This is a genomic window from Streptomyces sp. NPDC030838 (assembly GCF_055572035.1).
In genome coordinates this window covers 138,530-160,874 of the sequence record NZ_JBVIED010000004.1, presented here as the reverse complement: position 1 = coordinate 160,874, position 22,345 = coordinate 138,530, and the positions used below count along the sequence as shown (strand labels likewise).

At 72.6% G+C, this 22,345-nt stretch carries 15 protein-coding genes and 2 tRNA genes; 9 read left to right on the top strand and 8 right to left on the bottom strand.

Annotated elements, in window-relative coordinates; all coding sequences use genetic code 11:
- Positions 1-89: 89 nt before the first annotated feature.
- Positions 90-1,169 (top strand): histidinol-phosphate transaminase, encoded by a 1,080-nt coding sequence (hisC, locus tag ACZ42A_RS13945; protein ID WP_468527414.1) that lies wholly within the window; start codon positions 90-92, stop codon positions 1,167-1,169.
- Positions 1,170-1,368: 199 nt separating this feature from the next.
- On the opposite strand, the gene ACZ42A_RS13940 is transcribed toward hisC, so the two are convergent.
- Positions 1,369-1,788 carry a cyclophilin-like fold protein gene (locus tag ACZ42A_RS13940; protein WP_468527413.1) on the bottom strand — a complete coding sequence of 140 codons (420 nt, stop codon included), beginning with the start codon at positions 1,786-1,788 and terminating at the stop codon, positions 1,369-1,371.
- 208 nt (positions 1,789-1,996) lie between these two features.
- Here ACZ42A_RS13940 and ACZ42A_RS13935 point away from each other — a divergent pair, with 208 nt between their 5' ends.
- The 4 genes from ACZ42A_RS13935 (at position 1,997) to ACZ42A_RS13920 (ending at position 9,400) form a co-directional block, all read left to right on the top strand.
- Positions 1,997-3,502, top strand: coding sequence for a cytochrome ubiquinol oxidase subunit I (locus ACZ42A_RS13935; RefSeq protein ID WP_468527412.1), 1,506 nt, complete (start codon positions 1,997-1,999; stop codon positions 3,500-3,502).
- Positions 3,503-3,522: 20 nt separating this feature from the next.
- A complete protein-coding gene (cydB, locus tag ACZ42A_RS13930; RefSeq protein ID WP_468527411.1) occupies positions 3,523-4,566 on the top strand; it encodes a cytochrome d ubiquinol oxidase subunit II in 1,044 nt (347 codons plus the stop codon).
- A 12-nt stretch (positions 4,567-4,578) separates the two neighbouring features.
- Positions 4,579-8,118, top strand: coding sequence for a thiol reductant ABC exporter subunit CydD (cydD, locus tag ACZ42A_RS13925; protein WP_468527410.1), 3,540 nt, complete (start codon positions 4,579-4,581; stop codon positions 8,116-8,118).
- A gap of 220 nt (positions 8,119-8,338) precedes the next feature.
- Positions 8,339-9,400, top strand: a complete 1,062-nt coding sequence (locus tag ACZ42A_RS13920; RefSeq protein ID WP_468527409.1) for a M23 family metallopeptidase — start codon at positions 8,339-8,341, stop codon at positions 9,398-9,400.
- 25 nt (positions 9,401-9,425) lie between these two features.
- Here the strand turns inward: ACZ42A_RS13920 and ACZ42A_RS13915 are convergent, their stop codons facing one another.
- The 3 genes from ACZ42A_RS13915 to ACZ42A_RS13905 form a co-directional block, all read right to left on the bottom strand.
- Positions 9,426-10,292 carry an HAD hydrolase family protein gene (locus ACZ42A_RS13915; protein ID WP_468527408.1) on the bottom strand — a complete coding sequence of 289 codons (867 nt, stop codon included), beginning with the start codon at positions 10,290-10,292 and terminating at the stop codon, positions 9,426-9,428.
- A 94-nt stretch (positions 10,293-10,386) separates the two neighbouring features.
- Positions 10,387-11,289, bottom strand: a complete 903-nt coding sequence (locus ACZ42A_RS13910; protein ID WP_468527407.1) for an LLM class flavin-dependent oxidoreductase — start codon at positions 11,287-11,289, stop codon at positions 10,387-10,389.
- A 103-nt stretch (positions 11,290-11,392) separates the two neighbouring features.
- Positions 11,393-11,941, bottom strand: a complete 549-nt coding sequence (locus tag ACZ42A_RS13905) for an RNA 2'-phosphotransferase (RefSeq protein WP_468527406.1) — start codon at positions 11,939-11,941, stop codon at positions 11,393-11,395.
- 160 nt (positions 11,942-12,101) lie between these two features.
- On the opposite strand from ACZ42A_RS13905, the gene ACZ42A_RS13900 reads away from it, so the two are divergent.
- Positions 12,102-12,620 carry a hypothetical protein gene (locus ACZ42A_RS13900; RefSeq protein ID WP_468527405.1) on the top strand — a complete coding sequence of 173 codons (519 nt, stop codon included), beginning with the start codon at positions 12,102-12,104 and terminating at the stop codon, positions 12,618-12,620.
- A gap of 46 nt (positions 12,621-12,666) precedes the next feature.
- Here the strand turns inward: ACZ42A_RS13900 and ACZ42A_RS13895 are convergent.
- Both ACZ42A_RS13895 and ACZ42A_RS13890 read right to left on the bottom strand, forming a co-directional pair.
- Positions 12,667-12,739: transfer RNA gene (locus ACZ42A_RS13895), tRNA-Arg, on the bottom strand.
- Positions 12,740-12,941: 202 nt separating this feature from the next.
- Positions 12,942-13,032 (bottom strand) — tRNA-Ser (locus ACZ42A_RS13890).
- Between the two features lie 181 nt (positions 13,033-13,213).
- Here ACZ42A_RS13890 and ACZ42A_RS13885 point away from each other — a divergent pair.
- Together ACZ42A_RS13885 and ACZ42A_RS13880 are read left to right on the top strand one after the other, a co-directional pair.
- Positions 13,214-13,705: an SSI family serine proteinase inhibitor gene (locus ACZ42A_RS13885; RefSeq protein WP_468527404.1), complete on the top strand. Its 492-nt coding sequence runs from the start codon at positions 13,214-13,216 to the stop codon at positions 13,703-13,705.
- A 281-nt stretch (positions 13,706-13,986) separates the two neighbouring features.
- Complete coding sequence (locus tag ACZ42A_RS13880) at positions 13,987-18,558, top strand: hybrid sensor histidine kinase/response regulator (protein WP_468527403.1); 4,572 nt, start codon at positions 13,987-13,989, stop codon at positions 18,556-18,558.
- A 21-nt stretch (positions 18,559-18,579) separates the two neighbouring features.
- Here the strand turns inward: ACZ42A_RS13880 and ACZ42A_RS13875 are convergent, their stop codons facing one another.
- Entirely contained in the window at positions 18,580-19,158 is a 579-nt protein-coding gene (locus ACZ42A_RS13875) for a TetR/AcrR family transcriptional regulator (RefSeq protein ID WP_468527402.1), read from the bottom strand.
- Between the two features lie 128 nt (positions 19,159-19,286).
- Here ACZ42A_RS13875 and ACZ42A_RS13870 point away from each other — a divergent pair, with 128 nt between their 5' ends.
- Positions 19,287-20,480, top strand: coding sequence for an MFS transporter (locus tag ACZ42A_RS13870; RefSeq protein ID WP_468527401.1), 1,194 nt, complete (start codon positions 19,287-19,289; stop codon positions 20,478-20,480).
- 83 nt (positions 20,481-20,563) lie between these two features.
- Here ACZ42A_RS13870 and ACZ42A_RS13865 read toward each other — a convergent pair whose 3' ends face one another.
- A complete protein-coding gene (locus ACZ42A_RS13865) occupies positions 20,564-22,207 on the bottom strand; it encodes a long-chain fatty acid--CoA ligase (RefSeq protein WP_468527686.1) in 1,644 nt (547 codons plus the stop codon).
- Positions 22,208-22,345: the final 138 nt, after the last annotated feature.

Below are 22,345 nucleotides of genomic sequence, written 5' to 3'. Positions count from 1 at the left end.
GTTCGCAGCCGGGCCGAATCCTCATAGGGTAAGAAGCATTGGAAGCCGGCGACGGTCAGGCGGTGCCGGTGGTCGCGAGGAGGACTGCGGTGAGCGAGACGAGCCCCAAGCTGCGCGCCGAGCTGGAGGGTATCCCCACCTACAAGCCGGGCAAGCCCGCCGCCGCGGACGGCCCGGTGGCCTACAAGCTGTCCTCCAACGAGAACCCCTATCCGCCGCTGCCCGGCGTGATGGAGAGCGTCACGGCCGCGGCCGCGTCCTTCAACCGCTACCCGGACATGGGCTGCACGGGCCTGATGAACGAGCTGTCCGACCGGTTCGGAGTTCCCGTCTCCCACCTGTCCACCGGCACTGGCTCGGTCGGCGTCGCCCAGCAGCTGCTCCAGGCCACCGCCGGCCCCGGCGACGAGGTGATCTACGCCTGGCGGTCCTTCGAGGCGTACCCGATCATCACGCAGATCAGCGGCGCGACCTCGGTCCGGGTGCCGCTGACGCCGGGCGATGTGCACGACCTGGACGCGATGGCGGCGGCGATCACCGACCGCACCCGGCTCATCTTCGTCTGCAACCCCAACAACCCCACGGGCACGGTGGTGCGCCGGGCCGAGCTGGAGCGCTTCCTGGACCGGGTGCCCGGCGATGTGCTGGTCGTCCTGGACGAGGCGTACCGCGAGTTCATCCGTGACCCCGAGGTGCCGGACGGCGTCGAGCTGTACCGGAACCGGCCGAACGTCTGTGTGCTGCGCACGTTCTCCAAGGCGTACGGCCTCGCGGGGCTGCGGGTCGGCTTCGCGATCGCACATGAGCCGGTGGCGGCGGCGCTGCGCAAGACGGCGGTGCCGTTCGGCGTGAGCCAGCTGGCCCAGGAGGCGGCGATCGCCTCGCTGCGCGCCGAGGACGAGCTGCTCGGCCGGGTCGGCTCGCTGGTGTGTGAGCGCAACCGTGTGGTCGACGGGCTGCGGTCCCAGGGCTGGACGGTGCCCGAGACCCAGGCCAACTTCGTGTGGCTGCGGCTGGGGGAGCGCACGGTCGCCTTCGCCGAGGCCTGTGAGCAGGCGGGCGTGGTCGTGCGGCCGTTCCCCGGTGAGGGTGTGCGGGTCACGGTCGGGGAGGCCGAGGGGAACGACATCTTCCTGAAGGCGGCGGAGGCGTTCCGCAAGGAGCTCTGAGTTCACGAGGTCTTCGTCCCTGGGGGCGGGGCACGACGCCTGAGTGCGCTTCGGCGCACCGCGCGCCGTGCCCGCCCCCAGGCGTGTCGGCCCAGCGGCGTCATCGCGGCGGACGTCATGAGCAGCCATACGGCGATGGCGTCCCCGGCGGAACGGGCCGGGTCGGCGATGCCATCGCGAACGTGAATGCGCCGGAGCGCTACTCCTCCACCAGCTCCACTCGCACCGGGTCGCCATTGCGCACCGTCGCGAGCAGACGGGGGTCGCCGTCAAGGCGGCCGAGGACGTTGCAGGGGCTGGCGAGCCGGCACTCGTCGCCCCGGGAGATCGGGGTGGGGCCGTAGGGGAGGGCGAGGGCGTCGCCGTCGGTCCAGAAGGCGACCGTGCCCGGTTCCACGACCTGACGGGCGTCGGTTTCACGTGAAACGGCGACCCCGGTGTCGAAGTAGACCTCCTCGCCCCAGGTGTGGGCGGTTGAGGAGAACGGCAGGGCCTTGGTCAGGGCCTGCGTCGTCGGGGTGTCATCGAGGGTCGCGGTGAGGTGTCCCGCCGGCCAGGAGATCCGTATGCGGGTCGGTGATTGCGTCTCTGCGTATGCCTGTGAGTGCTGTGTGTGCATGGCGTGCAATTCAACAAGACGTTGAAGTTGCTGCCAAGAGGGTGCCGTGAAGGCCAAGGAGGGACCCCCCTTCCTGCGTCCAGAATCGGTGCGTCATAATTGCTTGTGAATGTGAACGCGTTCACAAGCTCGTCCTGGTTGCTCCCGTATGGGGGTGACAAAGGGCCGCAAACTGCCGTGTCCACGGCGATGTAAGGAGACTGACGACGTGGAATTGGCTTTGGCGCCCGAGACTCTGGCGCGTTGGCAGTTCGGCATCACCACCGTCTACCACTTCCTGTTCGTCCCCCTGACGATCTCGCTCGCCGCCCTCACGGCAGGCCTCCAGACCGCGTGGGTGCGCACGGAGAAGGAGAAGTACCTCCGGGCCACGAAGTTCTGGGGGAAGCTCTTCCTGATCAACATCGCGATGGGCGTGGTCACCGGCATCGTGCAGGAGTTCCAGTTCGGCATGAACTGGTCCGACTACTCCCGCTTCGTCGGTGACGTCTTCGGTGCGCCGCTCGCGTTCGAGGCCCTCATAGCCTTCTTCTTCGAGTCGACCTTCATCGGCCTGTGGATCTTCGGCTGGGACAAGCTGCCCAAGAAGATCCACCTGGCCTGCATATGGATGGTCTCGATCGGCACCCTGCTGTCCGCGTACTTCATCCTCGCGGCGAACTCGTGGATGCAGCACCCGGTCGGCTACCGGATCAACGAGGAGAAGGGCCGTGCCGAGCTGACCGACTTCTGGGCGGTCCTCACCCAGAACACCACGCTCAACCAGGTCTTCCACAGCTTCTCGGCCGCCTTTCTCACCGGTGGCGCCTTCATGGTCGGCATCGCCGCCTTCCACCTGATGCGCAAGAAGCACATCCCGGTCATGCGGACCTCGCTCCGGCTCGGCCTGGTCACCCTGGCCGTCGGCGGCCTGTTCACCGCGGTCAGCGGCGACACCCTCGGCAAGGTCATGTACGAGCAGCAGCCGATGAAGATGGCCGCCGCCGAGGCGCTGTGGGACGGCGAGAAGCCGGCGCCGTTCTCGGTGTTCGCCTACGGCGACGTCGACAAGGGGCACAACAAGGTGGCCCTGGAGATCCCCGGCCTGCTGTCCTTCCTCGCCCACAGCGACTTCGAGTCGTACGTGCCCGGCATCAACGACACCAACGAGGCCCTTCAGGAGAAGTTCGGGCCCGGCGACTACAAGCCCATCGTCCCCGTCGCCTACTGGGGCTTCCGCTGGATGATCGGCTTCGGCATGGCCTCCCTCGGGCTCGGCCTGCTGGGCCTGTGGCTCACGCGGAAGAAGTTCCTGCTGCCGGCCGCCTACCGCACCGGCGAGGACGAGGTGCCGCATCTGGTGTTGCTGAAGAAGCCGCTCGGCTCGAAGCTCACCCGGCTGTACTGGCTGCTGGCGCTCTGGACGATGGGCTTCCCGCTGATCGCCAACGCCTGGGGCTGGATCTTCACCGAGATGGGCCGTCAGCCGTGGGTCGTCTACGGCGTCTTCCAGACCCGCGACGCTGTCTCCCCCGGAGTCTCCACGGCCGAGGTCCTCACCTCGATGATCGCCTTCACCGCGCTCTACGCCGTCCTCGCCGTGATCGAGGTCAAGCTGCTCGTGAAGTACGTGAAGGCCGGCCCGCCCGAGCTGACCGAGGCCGACCTCAACCCGCCCACGAAGATCGGCGGCGACCTCCGTGACGCCGACAAGCCGATGGCCTTCTCCTACTAGGCCGAGGGAGCCGCACAGTCATGGAACTGCACGACGTCTGGTTCGTCCTGATCGCCGTCCTGTGGACCGGCTACTTCTTCCTGGAGGGCTTCGACTTCGGAGTCGGCGTCCTCACCAGGCTGCTGGCCCGCGACCGGTCCGAGAAGCGGGTGCTGATCAACACCATCGGCCCGGTCTGGGACGGCAACGAGGTGTGGCTGCTCACCGCGGCCGGCGCGACCTTCGCCGCCTTCCCGGAGTGGTACGCCACCCTCTTCTCCGGCTTCTACCTGCCCCTGCTGCTCATCCTCATCTGCCTGATCATCCGCGGTGTCGCCTTCGAGTACCGCGCCAAGCGGCCCGAGGAGCACTGGCAGCGCAACTGGGAGACCGCGATCTTCTGGACATCGCTGCTCCCGGCCTTCCTGTGGGGTGTGGTCTTCGGCAACATCGTGCGGGGCGTGAAGATCGACTCCGATCTGGAGTACGTGGGCGGTGTCACCGACCTGCTCAACCCGTACGCGCTGCTCGGCGGCCTGGTGACGCTGACGCTGTTTACCTTCCACGGTGCGGTGTTCACGGCGCTGAAGACGGTCGGTGACATCCGGGAGCGCGCCCGCAGGCTGGCGTTCCAGGTCGGTCTCGTCGCCGCTGCGGCGGCCCTGGCCTTCCTGCTGTGGACGCAGGCGCACAGCGGGGACGGCAAGAGCCTGGTCGCCCTCGTCGTCGCGGTGGCCGCGTTGCTGGTGGCGCTGGCGGCGAACCAGGCCGGGCGTGAGGGCTGGGCCTTCGCGCTGTCAGGGCTCACCATCGTGGCCGCCGTGGGCATGTTCTTCCTGACCCTCTTTCCGAACGTCATGCCGTCGACGCTGAACCCCGACTGGAGCCTGACGGTCACCAACGCCTCTTCCAGCCCCTACACCCTGAAGATCATGACCTGGCTCGCGGCCATCGCGACGCCGCTGGTGGTGCTCTACCAGGGCTGGACCTACTGGGTGTTCCGCAAGCGGATCGGGACCCAGCACATCGCTCCCGACGCGCACAGCGCTCCAGCGGCGCACACCACTCCCGAAACCGTCCACTGAGGTGTGTTTCACGTGAAACCGATCGATCCACGGCTGCTCCGCTACGCCCGTGCCACCCGGTTCTTCCTGGTGGCGGTCGTCGGCCTGGGCGCCGTCGGCGCCGGGCTGGTCATCGCGCAGGCGATGCTCATCGCCGAGACGGTGGTGGGCGCCTTCCAGCACGGTATGTCGGTCTCCGGCCTCCGCACCCCGCTGCTGCTGTTGGCGGCCGTCGCCTGCGGCCGTGCCCTGGTGGCGTGGCTGACCGAGCTGGCCGCTCACCGGGCGAGCGCGGCGGTGAAGTCGGAGCTGCGGGGGCGCCTGCTGGAACGATCGGCGGCGCTCGGCCCGGGATGGCTGAGCGGACAGCGCACCGGCTCGCTGGTCGCGCTGGCGACGCGGGGAGTCGACGCGCTCGACGACTACTTCTCGCGCTATCTGCCCCAGTTGGGGCTCGCGGTGGTCGTTCCGGTGGCGGTGCTGGCGCGGATCGTCACCGAGGACTGGGTGTCGGCGGCGATCATCGTCGGCACTCTGCCGCTGATCCCGGTCTTCATGGTGCTGATCGGCTGGGCCACCCAGTCCCGGATGGACCGTCAGTGGCGGCTGCTGTCCCGGTTGTCGGGGCACTTCCTGGACGTGGTCGCCGGACTGCCGACGCTGAAGGTCTTCGGGCGGGCCAAGGCCCAGGCCGAGTCGATCAAGCGCATCACCGGCGAGTACCGGCAGGCGACCATGCGCACCCTGCGGATCGCCTTCCTGTCCTCGTTCGCCCTGGAGTTGCTGGCCACCCTCTCGGTGGCGCTGGTCGCCGTCACGATCGGCATGCGGCTCGTGCACGGCGACATGGACCTGTACATCGGGTTGGTCATCCTCGTCCTGGCCCCGGAGGCCTATCTGCCGCTGCGGCAGGTCGGCGCCCAGTACCACGCGGCGGCGGAGGGCCTGGCGGCGGCCGAGGAGATCTTCTCGGTGCTGGAGACCCCGGTGCCGGCCTCGGGCACCGCCGCCGTCCCGAACGGCCCGCTGACCTTCGAGAACGTGACCGTCCGCTACCCCGGACGCTCGGCGGACGCGGTCTCCGACGTCTCCCTCACCGTCGAACCCGGCGAGACGGTCGCGCTCGTCGGCCCGAGCGGCGCCGGCAAGTCGACCCTGCTCAACGTGGCACTGGGTTTCGTACGGCCCACCGAGGGCCGGGTGCGGATCGGGGGAGCCGATCTCGCCGAGGTCGATCTGGAGCAGTGGCGGTCCCGCATCGCCTGGGTGCCGCAGCGGCCGCATCTGTACGCCGGCACGATCGCCGAGAACGTCCGACTGGCCCGCCCCGACGCCGACGACCGTGCCGTGCGCCGGGCGCTGCGGGACGCGGGCGCGCTGGAGTTCGTGGACGCCCTCCCCCAAGGCGTGGACACCGTGCTGGGGGAGGACGGCGCAGGCTTGTCCGCCGGTCAGCGCCAGCGGCTCGCCCTCGCCCGCGCGTTCCTCGCCGACCGGCCCGTGCTGCTGCTGGACGAGCCGACGGCCGCGCTGGACGGGGCCACGGAGGCGGAGATCGTCGCCGCGGTACGGCGCCTCGCGGCCGGGCGCATGGTGCTGCTGGTGGTGCACCGCCCGGCCTTGCTGGACGTGGCGGACCGGGTCGTACGGCTGGAGGTCGCGGGCGCCGCCCACGCCTCGCCCTCGGCGGCGTCTCCGGCACGCCCTGCCCGGCCGGTACCGGAGCAGCGCACCGCCCTTGACGGACGTGCGGCCGCCCCCGCCGCGCTCGACGACCCCGCGGCCGACGCCGCCGCCGACGCCCCGTCCTCCCCGCCTGCCGACACCGGCGTCCTCGCCCGGGTCCGCGCGATGTCCGGCCCCCGCCGGGGCCGTCTTGTCCTCGCGCTGCTGCTCGGCAGCCTCGCGCTCGGCAGTGCCGTCGGCCTGATGGCCACCTCCGGCTGGCTGATCTCGCGGGCCTCGCAGCAGCCGCCGGTGCTGTATCTGATGGTGGCCGTGACGGCCACGCGGGCCTTCGGGATCGGCCGGGCGGTGTTCCGGTACGCCGAGCGGCTGGTGTCGCACGACGCCGTGCTGCGGATGCTGGCCGACACCCGGGTCGCCGTCTTCCGGCGGCTGGAGCGGCTGGCGCCCGCGGGCCTGCGCACGACCCGCCGGGGTGATCTGCTCTCCCGGCTCGTCGCCGATGTGGACGCGCTCCAGGACTACTGGCTGCGCTGGCTGCTTCCGGCCGGGGCCGCCGCCGTGGTCTGCGCAGGCTCCGTAGGCTTCACGGCCTGGCTGCTGCCCGCGGCCGGGGCCGTCCTCGCCGTCGGTCTCCTGGCGGCCGGTGCCGGAGTCCCGCTGATCACCGGCGCCGTGGCGCGGCGCGCCGAGCGCCGGCTCGCCCCCGCGCGGGGCGTGCTCGCGACCCGGGTGGCCGACCTGCTGACCGGCACCGCCGAGCTGACCGTCGCCGGGGCCCTGCCCGCCCGTACCGCCGACACCCGGCGGGCCGACACCGAGCTGACCCGGATCGCCTCGCGCGCGGCCACCGCGACCGCCCTCGGCGACGGCCTCACCGCGCTGATCTCCGGCCTGACCGTCGCCGCCGCCGCGCTCGCGGGCGTCCAGGCCGTGGCGGAGGGACGGCTGAGCGGTGTCGCGCTGGCCGTCGTCGTACTCACTCCGCTGGCCGCCTTCGAGGCCGTCCTCGGGCTGCCGCTCGCGGTGCAGTACCGGCAGCGGGTCCGGCGGAGCGCGGAGCGCGTGTACGAGGTGCTGGACGCGCCGGAGCCGGTCCGGGAGCCGGAGCGGCCCCGGCAGGCGCCCGCGACGCCGTTTCCTCTGGTCCTGCGGGATCTGGCCGCGCGCCACGCGGGGCAGGACCGGGACGCCCTCACCGGGCTCGACCTGACGCTGGAGGAAGGCCGCCGGATCGCGGTCGTCGGCCCGTCCGGGTCCGGCAAGACGACGCTGGCCCAGGTACTGCTGCGGTTCGTGGACGCCCGCGCGGGCTCGTACACGCTGGCCGGAGTCGACGCGTACGCCCTCGACGGCGACGACGTACGGCGGTTCATCGGGCTCTGCGCCCAGGACGCGCACCTCTTCGACAGCACCGTGCGCGAGAACCTGCTGCTCGCCCGGCGGGACGCCACGGAGGCCGAGCTGCGCGACGCGCTCGCCCGAGCCCGGCTGCTGGACTGGGCCGACAGCCTGCCCGACGGGCTGGACACGCTGGTCGGTGAGCACGGGGCACGGCTCTCCGGCGGTCAGCGGCAGCGGCTGGCCCTCGCGCGGGCGCTGCTCGCCGACTTCCCGGTGCTCGTCCTCGACGAGCCCGCCGAGCATCTGGACCTGCCGACCGCCGACGCCCTCACCGCGGACCTGCTGGCCGCCACCGAGGGCCGTACGACGCTCCTCGTCACCCACCGGCTGGCCGGGCTGGAGGACGTGGACGAGGTGATCGTGCTGGACGCGGGGCGGGTGGTGCAGCGCGGACCGTACGCGGAGCTGGCCGCGGTGGAGGGGCCGCTGCGCGAGATGGTGGCGCGGGAGGAGGCGGCGGAACTGCCGGCGCCGGCGCGGTAGCCACCCGCTCCCGTGCCGGCACTGGCGCGGTAACCCGCTCCCGGTTCCCTGCCAGAGCAGTCGGGCACCTGCTCCCGGCTTCCCGTCAGAGCGGTCGGGCCCTCACCACGGGCTGACAGACCATCATTCCGCCTGGCGACTGCTCCATCCGGGCCTGTTCTCCCCCGTGCGTACGGCTTGAGCGGGCCATGGGCCGACCTCGCGGGCCACGATCGCTGACATGCTGTCACCTCGCCGTCATCCCATGCTCTTCGCGGTGCTCGTGTGCGCGCTCGCCGTGCTCGCCGCCCGGCCCACCGACGCCTCCGACGACGAGGGCGGCACCGGCGGCGTCGGGTCGGGGGCCGGCGCGCAGGTGGCACGGCTGTACCAGGACGCGGCGGTGGCGACGCAGCAGTACGAGCAGGGGCGGCGCGAGGCGGAGGCGCAGCGGGCGGAGGCACGGCGGCTGGAGGAGCTGCTGGACCGGGAGCGGCGGGAGATCGCCGCACTCCAGGAGGACCTGGGGCGGATCGCCCGCGCCCACTACCGCGAGGGCGGAGGACTGCCGATCGCCGCGCAGATGCTCCTCGCGGGCAGCCCGGAAGAGCTGATGCGCGGCCAGCGGGTCTTCTCACAGGCCGATATGGCGGTGGACAACGCGATCGCCAAGAGCCGTCGTGCGCAGGCCCGGCTCGCCGCCGACGAGGCGAAGGCGAAGGCGGCCTGGCGGGCGCTGGAGGAGCGGAACACCGAACTCGCGGCGATGAAAAGGTCCATCGAGCAGAAGCTGGAGGAGGCGCGGCAGCGGCTCCAGGGCGAGGCGAACGCCTCGGCCGCGGAGGGCAGCTGCCAGGGCGCGGTACGGCTGGACCAGCCGGAGACATCCTTCACGACCGCGTGGGTCGCGCCGGTGGAGACGTACACGCTGTCCGCCGCGTTCGGCAGCGGCGGCGCCCGGTGGGCCAACCTGCACACCGGGCAGGACTTCGCGGTGCCGATCGGCACACCGGTGCGGGCGGTCGGCGAGGGCACGGTGGTGAAGGTGGCCTGCGGCGGCGCCTTCGGCATGGAGATCGTGCTCGAACACCCGGGCGGCTACTACACGCAGTACGCGCATCTCGCGTCCGTCGCCGTCGACCCGGGCGAGCGGGTGGAGACCGGCCGGTGGATCGGCCAGTCCGGTACGACCGGCAACTCGACCGGGCCGCATCTGCACTTCGAGGTCCGGGTCACCCCGGAGCTGGGCTCGGGGATCGACCCGGTGCCATGGCTGCTGGCGCGCGGGGTGCAGCTCGGCTAGCGCAGGGGGCTGACCGCCGGAGGCCCTAGCGCTCAGCCACCAACCGCTCGATCACCACCGCCACGCCGTCGTCGTTGTTCGCGACCGTGCGGCCCGACGCCGCCGCGATCACGTCCGGGTGCGCGTTGCCCATCGCGTACGACTGCCCCGCCCACGTCAGCATCTCGACGTCGTTCGGCATGTCGCCGAAGGCCACGACCTCCTCGTGCGAGATCCCGCGCTCGGCACAGCACAGGGCGAGCGTGCTGGCCTTGGAGACGCCCGGCCCGCTGATCTCCAGCAGGGCGCTGGGGCTGGAACGGGTGACGTTGGCGCGGTCGCCGATGGCGATCCGCGCCAGGGTGAGGAAGGCGTCCGGGTCGAGCGTGGGGTGATAGGCGAGGATCTTCAGCACGGGCTCGCCGGCTCCAGGGGCGTCCGATGCCAGCAGCTGCTCGGCGGGCGCCAGCGCGTCCGGGATCTCCATGTGCAGCTTGGGGTAGTCCGGCTCCTGGTAGAAGCCGTACGTCTGCTCCACCGCGAATACCGTGCCCGGCGCCGCGTCCCGCAGCAGTCGTACGGCGTCCAGCGCGTTCTCCCGCGCCAGCTCCCGCACCTTGACGAACCGGTGGGTGCCGGGACCGCCGTGCAGGTCGACCACGGCGGCACCGTTGCCGCAGATCGCCAGGCCGTGGCCGTGGACATGGGCGCTGACGACGTCCATCCAGCGGGCCGGGCGGCCGGTGACGAAGAAGACCTCGATCCCCGCCTCCTCGGCGGCGGCGAGGGCGGCGATCGTGCGCGGGGACACGGACTTGTCGTCGCGCAGCAGCGTGCCGTCGAGGTCGGTGGCGATCAGCCGGGGAGGTATCGCGGGGGCCGGGGTCTCGGACTGTCGAGTCGCTGAGGTCACCCGGCCATTCTCGCGCATATGCCCGCACGGTCGTGCGGGAGTCCGCACATCTGAGTGGTAACCGCCCCCACCGGCCCCATCACGCTCCGTCGTGTCAGCCCAGCTGGGCGGGCGCCTCCATGGCGATCCGCTCGAAGACCTTCTGGTCCGCGGCGAAGTCCGAGTCGGGGATGGGCCAGTGGATCACGATCTCCGTGAAGCCCAGTTCCCGGTGGCGTCCCGCGAAGTCGACGAAGGCGTCCAGGGACTCCAGCGGCCGGCCGCGGTCCGGGGTGAACCCGGTGAGCAGCACCTTGTCGAGCGCGGTCACGTCACGCCCGGCCGTCGCGCAGGCGTCGGCCAGCTTCTCGACCTGTCCGCGAATGGCTTGAACCGACTGCTCGGGAGTGCCGTTCTCGTACAGCTTCGGGTCCCCGGTGGTCACCCAGGCCTGCCCGTGCCGGGCGGCGAGCCTCAGTCCGCGCGGGCCGGTGGCGGCGATGGCGAAGGGCAGCCGGGGGCGCTGTACACATCCCGGGATGTTGCGGGCCTCGTGCGCCGAGTAGAAGTCGCCCTCGTACGACACCGCGTCCTCCGTGAGGAGCCGGTCCAGCAGCGGCACGAACTCGGCGAAGCGATCGGCACGCTCACGGGGAGTCCAGGGCTCCTGGCCGAGCGCGGTGGCGTCGAAGCCAGTGCCGCCCGCGCCGATGCCGAGGGTGATCCGGCCGCCGGAGATGTCGTCCAAGGAGATCAGCTCCTTGGCGAGGGTCACCGGGTGCCGGAAGTTCGGCGACGTCACCAGGGTGCCCAGCCGCAGTCGCTCGGTGACGGCCGCGGCGGCGGTCAGCGTCGGCACGGCACCGAACCACGGGCCGTCCCGGAAGCTGCGCCAGGACAGATGGTCGTAGGTGTAGGCGGTGTGGAAGCCGAGCTGCTCCGCGCGCTGCCATGCCTCCTTGGTCCCCTCGTGCCAGCGACGGTAGGGCAGGATCACAGTGCTCAGACGCAGACTCATGTCACCGAGCCTAAGCGGCCCACCATGTTTCACGTGAAACGGTCACGGCGCGCGACGGCCTTGCCACCGGCCTCAGGCGCAGCAGCGGACCCTGGCCGCCGGATCAGTGCCGCTCCGGAAACCGGAGGTACTGCGGCGGCACCGCCTTGGTCAGCCACACGCCGTTCGCACTGACCCGGAACTCATGACCGTCGCGGTGCATCGCCCCGGCGTCCACCGCGAGCACCACCGGCCGGCCCCGGCGGGCACCCACGCGGGTCGCGGTCTCCCGGTCGGCGGAAAGGTGCACATCGTGCCGGTTCATCGCCCGCAGCCCCTCCGCGCGGATCGCGTCCAGGTTGCGGGCCACGGTGCCGTGATAGAGGTACGGCGGCGGAGTCACCGCCGGCAGCCCCAGCTCCACGTTGACGCTGTGGCCTTGGCTGGCCCGGATCCGGGTGCCCTCGACCGCGAACCGCTTCTTGTCGTTCGTGGCGACCACATGGTCCAGCTCCTCGCGGCTGAACCGGAAACCATGCGCCGCGGCGGCCGCGATCAGCGTGTCGATCTCGACCCATCCCCCCTCGTCCAGCTGCAGCCCGATCCGCTCCGGCTGGTGCCGCAGATGCTTCGAGAGGTACTTCGACACCTTCACGGTGCGTCTCTCATCCATGCCGCCAGGGTGCCGGGAGAGACGCGGATCACGCACCCGATATACGTCTGGAGGTTTGATCCACAGCAACTCCAGTTATCCACAGGCGCATTGGCCGTACCTGTGGACAAGCCCAGTGGTTGAACGTGTTCAAAAAAGCTGCGAGCATGACGAGGTGTCCATGCCAGGCAGCTGTTTCTCCAGAAGATGGCGCGCGGCGTGCGCCGCCGCCCTGCTCGCGCTCACCGCGTGCGGTCCGCACATGTACGACGAGGTGCCCGCACTGCATGACGCGAAGCCGGCGGACGTGGCAGGGTCATGGATCGGCTACGACCGGACGAAGGTTGTCTTCCGGCCTGACGGGAAGGCCGACATCCGTCTCCTGGACGGGCAGGAGTTCGACTTCGATGACCGGTGGCGCCTGTCGGGCACAGGGCGCTGGACGCTGACCGACGAGCCGGCCGGATGGAACGACGGCCGGCACGTCCGGCTGACTCTCACCTCACGCACCGCCGTGGCGACCCGTGCGCCGGAGCCCGACGAGCCTCTCGCCTCGCCCGCGGGCCGCTCCCCGGCGCCCACGGCCTACACCTGGACGTTCGAGCTGCGGCGCGACGACAACGCAGCGCTCGAGCTCTACTTCTTCTTCGGCGACCCGGACTCGCGCAGCACCTACGTCCTGCAGAAGGGAAAGTCATAGGGGAAACGCCAGAGGCCCCGGATCTCTCCGGGGCCTCTGTTCTGTGCGCACTCGGCAGGATTCGAACCTGCAACCTTCTGATCCGTAGTCAGATGCTCTATCCGTTAAGCTACGAGTGCTTGTTCTTTTTTCTCCGCCGCTCCCGTTCCTTTCGGCCCGCTCGCGGCGACAGGAAGAACATTACATGACTGCCGCCGCCATGTGAAATCCGATTGGCTCACCCCCTCTGACCTGCGAAAACGCCAGACGGGGGGATGTGGAGGAACGCAGCGGGAACGACGAAGCCCCGGTCCGTGGGACCGGGGCTTCGGTGATCTTGCGCGGAGGCGGAGGGATTTGAACCCTCGATGGGCTTTAAGGCCCAAACCGCATTAGCAGTGCGGCGCCATAGACCGGACTAGGCGACGCCTCCAGCACAGCCGCCCGCGCGAGCGCGAGTGGTGCGTGCAGATGATGACACAGTCGAGCGTGCTGTCACCAATCGCCCCCCACGGTACTAGGCAGGCGGCCCGCAGGGCAAAGGGCTTCCCGGGTGAGGGCGCGCCGGAGGGGGTCGTACGCAACGTACCGGCGCGTGGGGCGTTAGTCAGGTCATGTTGCAGGTCACCACCCCCCTCGCGGTCCGGCGGCTGATCGTCGCCGCCGGCGCTTCCCTCGCCGCGCTCGGCTCGCTCTCCGCCGCGCCCGGCGCCGTCGCCTTCGCGGCCCCGTCGCCCGCCCTGCCTCCGCCCCTCGGCGCCGCCGACCGGGCCGGCGGCGATCACCACCTGACCGTCACCGTCCGGGGTGTGGGCGGCGGCGCGGACGGGACGTTCGAGCTGGACTGCCACCCGGGCGGCGGCAGCCACCCGGACGTGGCCGGCGCCTGCCGGACGCTCGACCGGAACACGCGGTGGGGCTCGGACGCCTTCGCGCCCGTTCCCGAGGGCACCTTCTGCACCATGCAGTACGGCGGCTCCGCCACCGCGCGTGTCACCGGGACGTGGGCCGGGCGCCCCGTCGATGCCACGTTCGACCGCAGCAACGGCTGCGAGATGGACCGCTGGGACCGGCTCGTGCCGTTGCTGCCCGATCTGAGCAAATAGCCAAGGGGCGGGACCCGGTGGAAAAGACGAGGAGAAAGCGCGGGCCGCTGTAAACGTCCTGCGGAGGTGACGAGAAGGGCGCATGGGCGCGCTCGTACGCGGCCATGCACTCCTTGCCGCCTGGGTGCCGGACGGGCTTCACCGGCTCGTGCGACCTCTCTCGCATCCGGCGTCGCGAGCGCAACCTCAGCCCTTAGACTCCCTCGCGTGACACGCCGCGGGCCGGTTGGCAAGATGGCCCGAGCGGTCGGCAAGGTGCGGTAACAGGGAGGAAGCGTCTCGTGAGCAGCAGGCCACCCCGAGGCGCTGCTCGCCTCGCAGCCATACTCGACGCGCTGCCCGACGCGTTGGTCCTGGTCAACGCCAACGGAACCGTCGTCAACGCCAACGCGATCGCCCTGGAGGCCTTCGAGACGCCGGGCACCGCCCTCGTCGGGCGCGGGTTGCTCGATCTGCTGCCGGACTTCGACTCCAAGCTCATCCCCGGTTCCATGCGGCGGCCCGATCACATGGACCCGCGCGGCCGGACCAAGCCGACCCGGATGATGGCCCGGCGCACCGACGGCAGCGAGTTCCCGGTCGAGGTCACGTCCGCGAATCTGGAGAACGGCCAGCAGGCCTACGACGGCTACGGCTACACCGGCGACGAGCTGCTGATGCTCGTCGTACGCGACCTGTCCGGCACCGTCGACACCGAGGCGGAGCTGGCCCGCTCGCAGCGGCAGACCGAGATGATCCTGCGGGCCGCGGCGGAGGGCGTCGTCGGCACCGACACCGACGGACGGATCGTCCTCGTCAACCCGGCCGCCGCGCAGATACTGGGCTACCGGGCCAGCGACCTCGGCGGCAAGGAGCTGCACGACCTCGTCCTGCACTCGCGCGCCGACGGCTCCCCCTTCCCGTACGACGAGTCCCCGCTCGCCGACACGCTGCGCTCCGGGCGCAAGCATCGGGTGCGCGGGCAGGTGCTGTGGTCCAAGAGCGGCGACAAGGTGCCGGTCGACCTGACCACCGCGCCGGTGCGCGACGGCGACCAGCTGGTCGGCGCCGTGATGACCTTCCTGGACCGGCGGCCGTACGACACGCTGGCCGAGGAGAAGGAGGAGGCCGAGCGGCGGCACGCCGAGGAGCTGGAGCGGCTCGCCGAGGAGCACGCCTCCGACCTCACCGCGCTGCGCCAGCAGCACGTCACCGAGCTGGAGGAGCTGCGCGAGCGGCACAAGGAGGAGCTGGCCGCGGGCGAGGAGCGGTACGCCGCGCTCGCCGAGCGGGAGAAGGACCGCTACGAGGCGCTGGCCGGGCGGCACGAGCAGCTGCTCACGCTCCTCGGCACCTCCCTGCGCGGGCCCCTCGACGAGCTGCGCCGCGAGCTGTCCGCGCTGGCCGCGGACGACGCCGGGCAGCTGTGGCCCGAGGCCAACCAGGTGCTCCACCACCTGTCCGCCGGCTACTCCCGGATCACCACGCTGATCGACAACGTCCTCGGCTACCAGCGCCTCGACTCCGGCACCGACGAGATCACCCGTACGAAGGTGATGCTCGACTCCGTGGTCGCCACCGGTGTCGACGGGGCCGTCGAGCTGATCGGGCCGGGCCGGGTGCAGTTCGCCGTGCACGCGCCGCCCATCGAGGCCGAGGTCGACGCCCGGATGCTGGCCACCGCGCTCGCGCATCTCGTGGCCGATGTCGCCGGGGTCGACGCGACCGGGAACTCCCCGGTGTCCGCGGGCGGTTATATGGACAACACCGTCGTGGTCGCGGCGGCGCAGCGGGGCGAGGTCGTACGGATCGAGGTGCGCGGGCCGTACGCCGGGGGCGACCCGGTGCACGAGCCGATCGTGCGCGGGATCGTGCGGGCCCATGGCGGTGTGCTGCAGACGCACGAGGTGCCGGGCATGAGCGGCAGCGCGTACGTGCTCGAGGTACCGCTCGGCGGGGGCGCCGGCGCTGTGGCCGCGTCGTCCGATGCCGAGGGCGACGTGGTTCCGGCCGCCGAGCAGACCTCCGGCGGCGGGCGGCGACGGGCCCGGCGGGCCTCCACCGACGCCTTCCTGGACAGCGACGTACCGGGCGCCGCCGACGGCGGTACGGAAGCGGGTCAGGCCGGACCGGAGCAGGCCGCCCCGGCGCCGACCGGGCGGCGGCGCAGGCGCGCAGCGGCGGCGGCGGTGGCCGAGCAGCCCGCCACCGCCGAGGTGCCCGAGCCCTCCGGCGGTACCGGCCGACGGCGTGGCCGGGCCGCCGAGGACGCGGCGCAGGCCGCGGCCGGGGTGTCCGAGGGCGCCGTCGTCACCGCCGACGAGCACGCGGCGGGGACCGCCGCCGCGGGCACCGGCCTGGGCGGGACGGTTCCGCCGCAGGGCGTTCCCGCGCCCGGCGGCCGACGCGCCCGGCGCGCCACCGAGGAACCGCACGCCCTGCCGCCCGCGCTGCCGGCCGTGGCGGAGGAGAACGCGCAGCCCACGGGGCGCCGGCGCCGTGCCCTGGCCGCCGCCCAGGAGCGGGCCGCGGCGCAGGAGGCCGGGCCGCGCCAGGTGTTCGCCCTGCCGCCGGCGGAGGCGGACCGGGCGTCCGACGGCACGGAGGGGGAGGCCCTGCCGCAGCCGGCCGCGCCCGCCCCGCAGGTTCCGCAGGTCCCGCAGGTTCCCCAGCCCGCGCAGCTTCCGCAGCCCGCGCAGGGCCAGACGCCCGGCGGTCCCGGGCCGGCCGCCGCCGCGCAGCCGGTCCCCGTGCCGATGCCGATGCCTGTACCGGCTCCGGGCCAGGCTCCCGGCGGCCAGGTTCCCGTCCCGGCTCCCGGCCAGACTCCCGGCGGCCAGGTTCCTGTCCCGGCTCCTGGCCCGACCCCCGTCCCGGCCTCTGTTCAGGCTCCTGGCCCGGCCCCCATCCCGGCTCCTGTTCAGGCTCCCGGACCGGTCCCCGCTCCGGCCCAGCTCCCGCAGCAGGCGACCCCAGGCGATGCCCCCGTCGGCGACGAGCACGGCCGCCACGACGCCGTACCGCACGACCAGTCCGACGACCACACCCCGCCGCAGCCGCACCCGGCGAGTGCGCCGACCGGGCGCCGTCGGCGGGCCGTGGCCGCGCCGCCGGAGTCGGCCGGGACGCCCGCGCAGGGCATTCCCGCCCAGGCCAACGCCCCGCAGCCCGTCCCGGCCAACCCGGGCCAGTCGGTTCAGCCGGTGCCGCAGCCCGGGCAGGTGGCTCCGGGGCCGCAGGACCAGCCCGTTCCGTCGAGCCCCGCGGCCGTGCCCGCGCAGGCAGCGTCCGGCACCGGTCATGTCGCGGTGCCCGCGCAGGCCGCCGCCGCGCCGCCCGTGGCGCACTCGGTCGCACAGCCCGCCGTCCAGCCGGTCGCGCACCCTCTGCCGGGCCGGCCACTGCCGGCCGAGTCGGTCGCCGGTCCCGCCACGCCCGCCACGGGCACCCCGGCGCCCCAGCCGTGGCCGTCCCCCGAGGGGGACACCTCCGGCGCGGGCACGCCCGTACCGGCGGGGAACGGCACGGAGGCGCCCGTTCCGCCGAACGGCGCGGACGCCGCCGCAGCGCCGCAGCCCGCCCCGAACCCGGGTGCGCAGCCGAATGCCTCCGGCAGCCCCCTGCCCCCGGAGACCACCGCGCCCGCCGCACGGGCCGCGCAGCCGCTCCCCGCCGAGGCGGCGGCGCCGGCGCCCGCGGACCCGAACTCGACGCAGGGCCGGTCGATCAGCGTCCGCACCCTGGGCCAGGGCGTGCCGTTCACCCGGCAAGCCGCGCAGGTGCAGCAGCCCTCGGCTGCCACACCTCCCCCGCATCAGCAGGCCGCCACGCCTCCCCCGCATCAGCCGGGCGGCTCCGGCCGCCGCCGCAAGCTGGGCACGCCCCCGGAGCCGGCCGCCGCGCGTCCGCACCCCACGGCCGAGCAGCCCGCCGCCCAGCCTCCGGCCCAGCCCCAGTCGCCGTCGCCGGTCCCCACGCCCTCGCCGGTTCCGCCGCCGCGGCTGCCCGCGCAGGCGAGCGAGGGTGCCGGACGGTCGTACGCCATAGGCGCACCGGACGAGAACGCCGCCGAGGGGCCCGAGCCGCTGGACGGTCCCGGCGGGGCCGTGGAGGTGGCCGACACCCCGCGTCCGCAGCCGATGGACGACGAACTGCCGCCGGAGCCGCTGGACAATCCGCGGCGGCTGCTGGTGTGGCCCGCGCCGGACGTGAGCACCCAGCAGGCGCTCAGCGACCGCGGCTACCGGCCGGTGATCGTGCACTCCCGCGAGGAGGTCGACGCGCAGATCGCCGCGTTCCCGGCGGCGCTGTTCGTGGATCCGCTGACCGGGCCGATCACGCGGACGGCCCTGCAGTCGCTGCGGCAGGCGGCGGTGGCCGCCGAGGTGCCGGTCATGGTGACGGCCGGGCTCGGGCAGGCCTCGCGCGACGCGGCGTACGGCGCCGACCCCGCCGTACTGCTGAAGGCGCTCGCCCCGCGCGACAGCGAGCAGCACCCGCCGCGCGTCCTGCTGATCGAGGAGCATGCGGAGATCGCGCTGGCGCTGACGGCGACGCTGGAGCGGCGCGGGATGCAGGTGGCGCGGGCGGCGAGCGACGGCGACGCGGTGGCGCTGGCGGGGCAGTTCCGGCCGAACCTGGTCGTGATGGACCTGATGCAGGTACACCGTCGGCGGGCTGGGATCGTGGACTGGCTGCGCGCCAACGGGCAGCTCAACCGCACCCCGCTGGTCGTCTACACCGCCGCCGTCGACCAGGCCGACCTGCCGCGGCTCGCCTCGGGCGAGACGGTGCTGTTCCTGGCGGAGCGGTCGACCAGCGCCGAGGTGCAGTCGCGGATCGTCGACCTGCTCGCCCGGATCGGCACGAACTAGGGAACCGGGGCCGGGCGGGTCCTAGCGGGCCACCAGCCTGCGGGCCGCCTCCTTGATCGACGTCCGGAGCCGGGCCCGGTCGGTGTCCTCCGCGCCCGCCAGGATGCGCGCCATCTGCGGGACGACGGTGGCCCAGTTGGCCAGGGCGGTCAGCAGGAGCAGCAGGTCGGGCGCGGGGATCGCGTCGGTGATGACGCCCCGGCGCTGGCCGTCCTCGACCGCGGCGACCTTGCGGGCGTAGTGCTCCCGGCGGTCGGCCTCGTCGGGGAGTTCGGACGAGCCGTACTCGATGCCTTCCCAATAGAGCAGCCGCAGGATCTCCGGGTGGGCGGAGTGATAGTCCAGCAGGCGGTCGATCCAGGACTCGATGTCGTCCGGGTCGACGGGGACCGAGGCGGCGAGGTCGAGCATCTTCTTTTCGAGCACGTGTGCGAAAAGCTCCGCCTTGTTGCCGAAGTAGGCGTAGATCAGCTGCTTGTTGGCCTTGGCCTCGCTCGCGATGCGGTCGATGCGGGCGCCCGCGATGCCGTGGCGGGCGAACTCGGCGACCGCCGCCTCGAAGATCCGGGCCCTGGTGGCCTCGGGGTCCCTTGCTGCCATGGGGGACAGGGTAGCGCGGCGGGTAACCAACTGTTTGGTTGACAGGAATGCCAGGGAATCGCAGACTGTTCCCCCTCCATCCAACCAACCAGTTAGTTACTAGAGTCGGCTCGAAGGGTCTCCCGCTCATGCCGTCAGCGACCACCACCCAGCACACCCCGGCCCGTACCGCGGCCGGGACGGCCCCCGCCCTCTTCCTCACCCTCCTGGCCGTCTCCAGCGCGGTCACCGCGGCCAACGTCTATCTCGCCGCCCCGCTGCTCAGCCTCATCGCCCGGGACTTCGGCTCCGCGCCGTCCGCCGTGGCCTGGATCGCCTCGGTCGCGCAGTTCGGCTACGCGCTCGGCCTGCTGCTCTTCGCCCCGCTCGGTGACAGCGTGAACCGGCGCCGGCTGGTCTCGGGCCTCACCGTGGTCACGGCCGTCGCGCTGGCCGCCGCCGCGGCCGCGCCCGGCTCCGCCGCGCTCGCGGCCGCCGTCCTCGTCGCCTCCGCGGCGACCGTCATCCCCCAGTTGCTCGTCCCGCTGGTCGCCGAACGTGCCCCCGCCGAGCGCCGGGCCCGCCATGTCGCGGCCGTGATCGCGGGGCTGTTCACCGGCATCGTCGCGGCCCGGGTGGCCGGCGGGCTGGTCGGAGAGGCCTTCGGCTGGCGCTGGGTGTTCGGGGGCGCGGGTGTTCTCACCCTCGTCCTGGGCCTGGCGACCTCGCTGGTCCTGCCGTCCGAGCGGCGGCGGCGCACCGGCTCGCTGTTCGGCGGCGTCGTCGCGCTGCCCGGACTCGTCCGCCGCTCGCCCGACCTGTGGCGGGCCTGCGTCCGGCAGGCGGGGATGTTCGGCGCGTGGAGCGCGCTGTGGACCTCGCTGGCGTTGCTGCTGACCGGTCCCGCGTACGGTCTGTCCACCGCCACCGCCGGGCTGTTCGGCCTCTTCGGGCTCACCGCGAGCGCGGTGGCGCCGCTGGCGGGCGGACTGGTGGACCGTTTCGGCGCCGCCCGGGTCGTCCGGGCCGCGTATCTGCTCGCCGCCGTGTCCGTGCCGCTGTTCTGGGCCGGGGGCCAGGTGCTGCCGGCGCTGTTCGTCGCCGCGGTCGCGATCCACGCGGCGCTCGTCGCCTCGCATGTGGCCAACCAGACCCTGGCCCTGACCACCACCTCCGCCCCGGCCACCGCCAACACCGCCTATGTCGTCGCGGGTTTCGCGGGCGGCGCCGTCGCCTCGGCCCTCGCGGGCTCCGCCTACACCCACTTCGGCTGGGGCGGGGTGAGCGCGGTGGCCGGGCTGTGGCTGCTGCTGGGGTGGGGGACGACCGTCGTACGGCGGTGAGGGCGGTCGTACGACGGCCAGGATGCCGTACGACGGTCGTACGGTGCTGAAGATGCCGTACGGCGGGCGTCCCCCCGGTGGGCTCAGAGCTGGGTGACGTCCAGCTCGCCCTCCGCGTACTGCTTGCGCAGCACCTTCTTGTCGAACTTGCCGACGGACGTCTTCGGCACCGCCGGGATGACCGTCCAGCGCTCCGGCAGCTGCCACTTGGCGATCTTGCCCTCGTCGGCGAGGAAGGCGCGCAGGGTCTCGAAGTCCGCGGTGGCGCCCTCCCGGAGGACGACCGTGGCCAGCGGGCGCTCGCCCCACTTGTCGTCGGGGACGGCGACGACCGCGGCCTCGGCGACGTCCGGGTGGGACATCAGGGCGTTCTCCAGCTCCACCGAGGAGATCCACTCGCCGCCGGACTTGATGACGTCCTTGGCGCGGTCGGTGAGGGTGAGGAAGCCGTCGGGGGAGATCGTGCCGACGTCGCCCGTCTTCAGCCAGCCGTCCTCGCTGAACTTGTCGGCCGGGCGCAGGGGTTCGGCGTCCGGGCCGTTGTAGTAGGCGCCGGCGATCCACGGGCCGCGGACCTCCAGCTCGCCCGCGGACGCGCCGTCCCAGGGGAGGCGCTCGCCGCCGGGGCCGGTGAGGCGGGCCTCGACGCTCGCCGGGAAGCGGCCCTGGGTGAGGCGGTAGCCGAACTCCTCCTCGGTGCCGACCGCGTGGGCCGGCGGGCGGGCGACCGTGCCCAGCGGGGAGGTCTCGGTCATGCCCCAGGCGTGGCAGACGCGCATGCCGAGCTTGTCGAAGGCCTCCATGAGGGAGGGCGGACAGGCGGAGCCGCCGATGGTGACCTGGCCGAGCGAGGAGACGTCGCGCGGCTTGGCGGTCAGCTCGGCGAGCAGGCCCTGCCAGATGGTGGGGACGGCGGCGGCGTGCGTCGGCTTCTCGCTCTCGATCATCTCGGCGAGCGGGGCGGGCTGCAGGAAGCGGTCGGGCATCAGCAGGTTGACGCCGGTCATGAAGGTCGCGTGCGGCAGACCCCAGGCGTTGACGTGGAACTGGGGCACCACGACCAGCGAGGTGTCCTGGTCCGTCAGGCCCATCGACTGGGCCATGTTGACCTGCATGGAGTGCAGATAGACCGAACGGTGGCTGTAGACCACGCCCTTGGGGTCGCCGGTGGTGCCGGAGGTGTAGCACATGGCGGCGGCCTGGCGCTCGTCCAGCTCGGGCCAGTCGTAGGCGACCGGCTTGCCCGCGATCAGGTCCTCGTACTCGTGGACCCGCACGGACGCCTCGGCGAGCAGGGCGCGGTCGCCCGGGCCGCAGACCACGACGTGCTCGACGGTCTTCAGATGCGGCAGCAGCGGGGCGAGCAGCGGCAGCAGGGAGCCGTTGGCGATGATCACGCGGTCGGCGGCGTGGTTGACGATCCAGGCCAGCTGCTCCGGGGGCAGGCGGAGGTTGAGGGTGTGCAGCACCGCGCCCATGGACGGGATCGCGAAGTAGGCCTCGACGTGCTCGGCGTTGTTCCACATCAGGGTGGCCACGCGGTCGTCGTCGGCGACGCCCAGGTCCTCGCGCAGTGCATGGGCCAGCTGGGCGGCGCGGGCGCCGATCTCGGCGTAGGAGCGGCGGTGCGGCTCGCCCTCGCCGGTCCAGGTGATCACCTGCGACGATCCGTGGATCGTGGACCCGTGGGTCAGGATCCTGGAGATCAGCAGCGGTACGTCCTGCATGGTGCTCAGCACGGCGTCCTCCCGGGGGCGACATTGCCTACGCGGTGGTAAGGGTTGCGCTGATTCTGGCCGCATACCGCGCGGTATGTCACTAGGGCTGGGCGATCGATCTCGTCACCTTGCGGTCGCGCCGGGCCG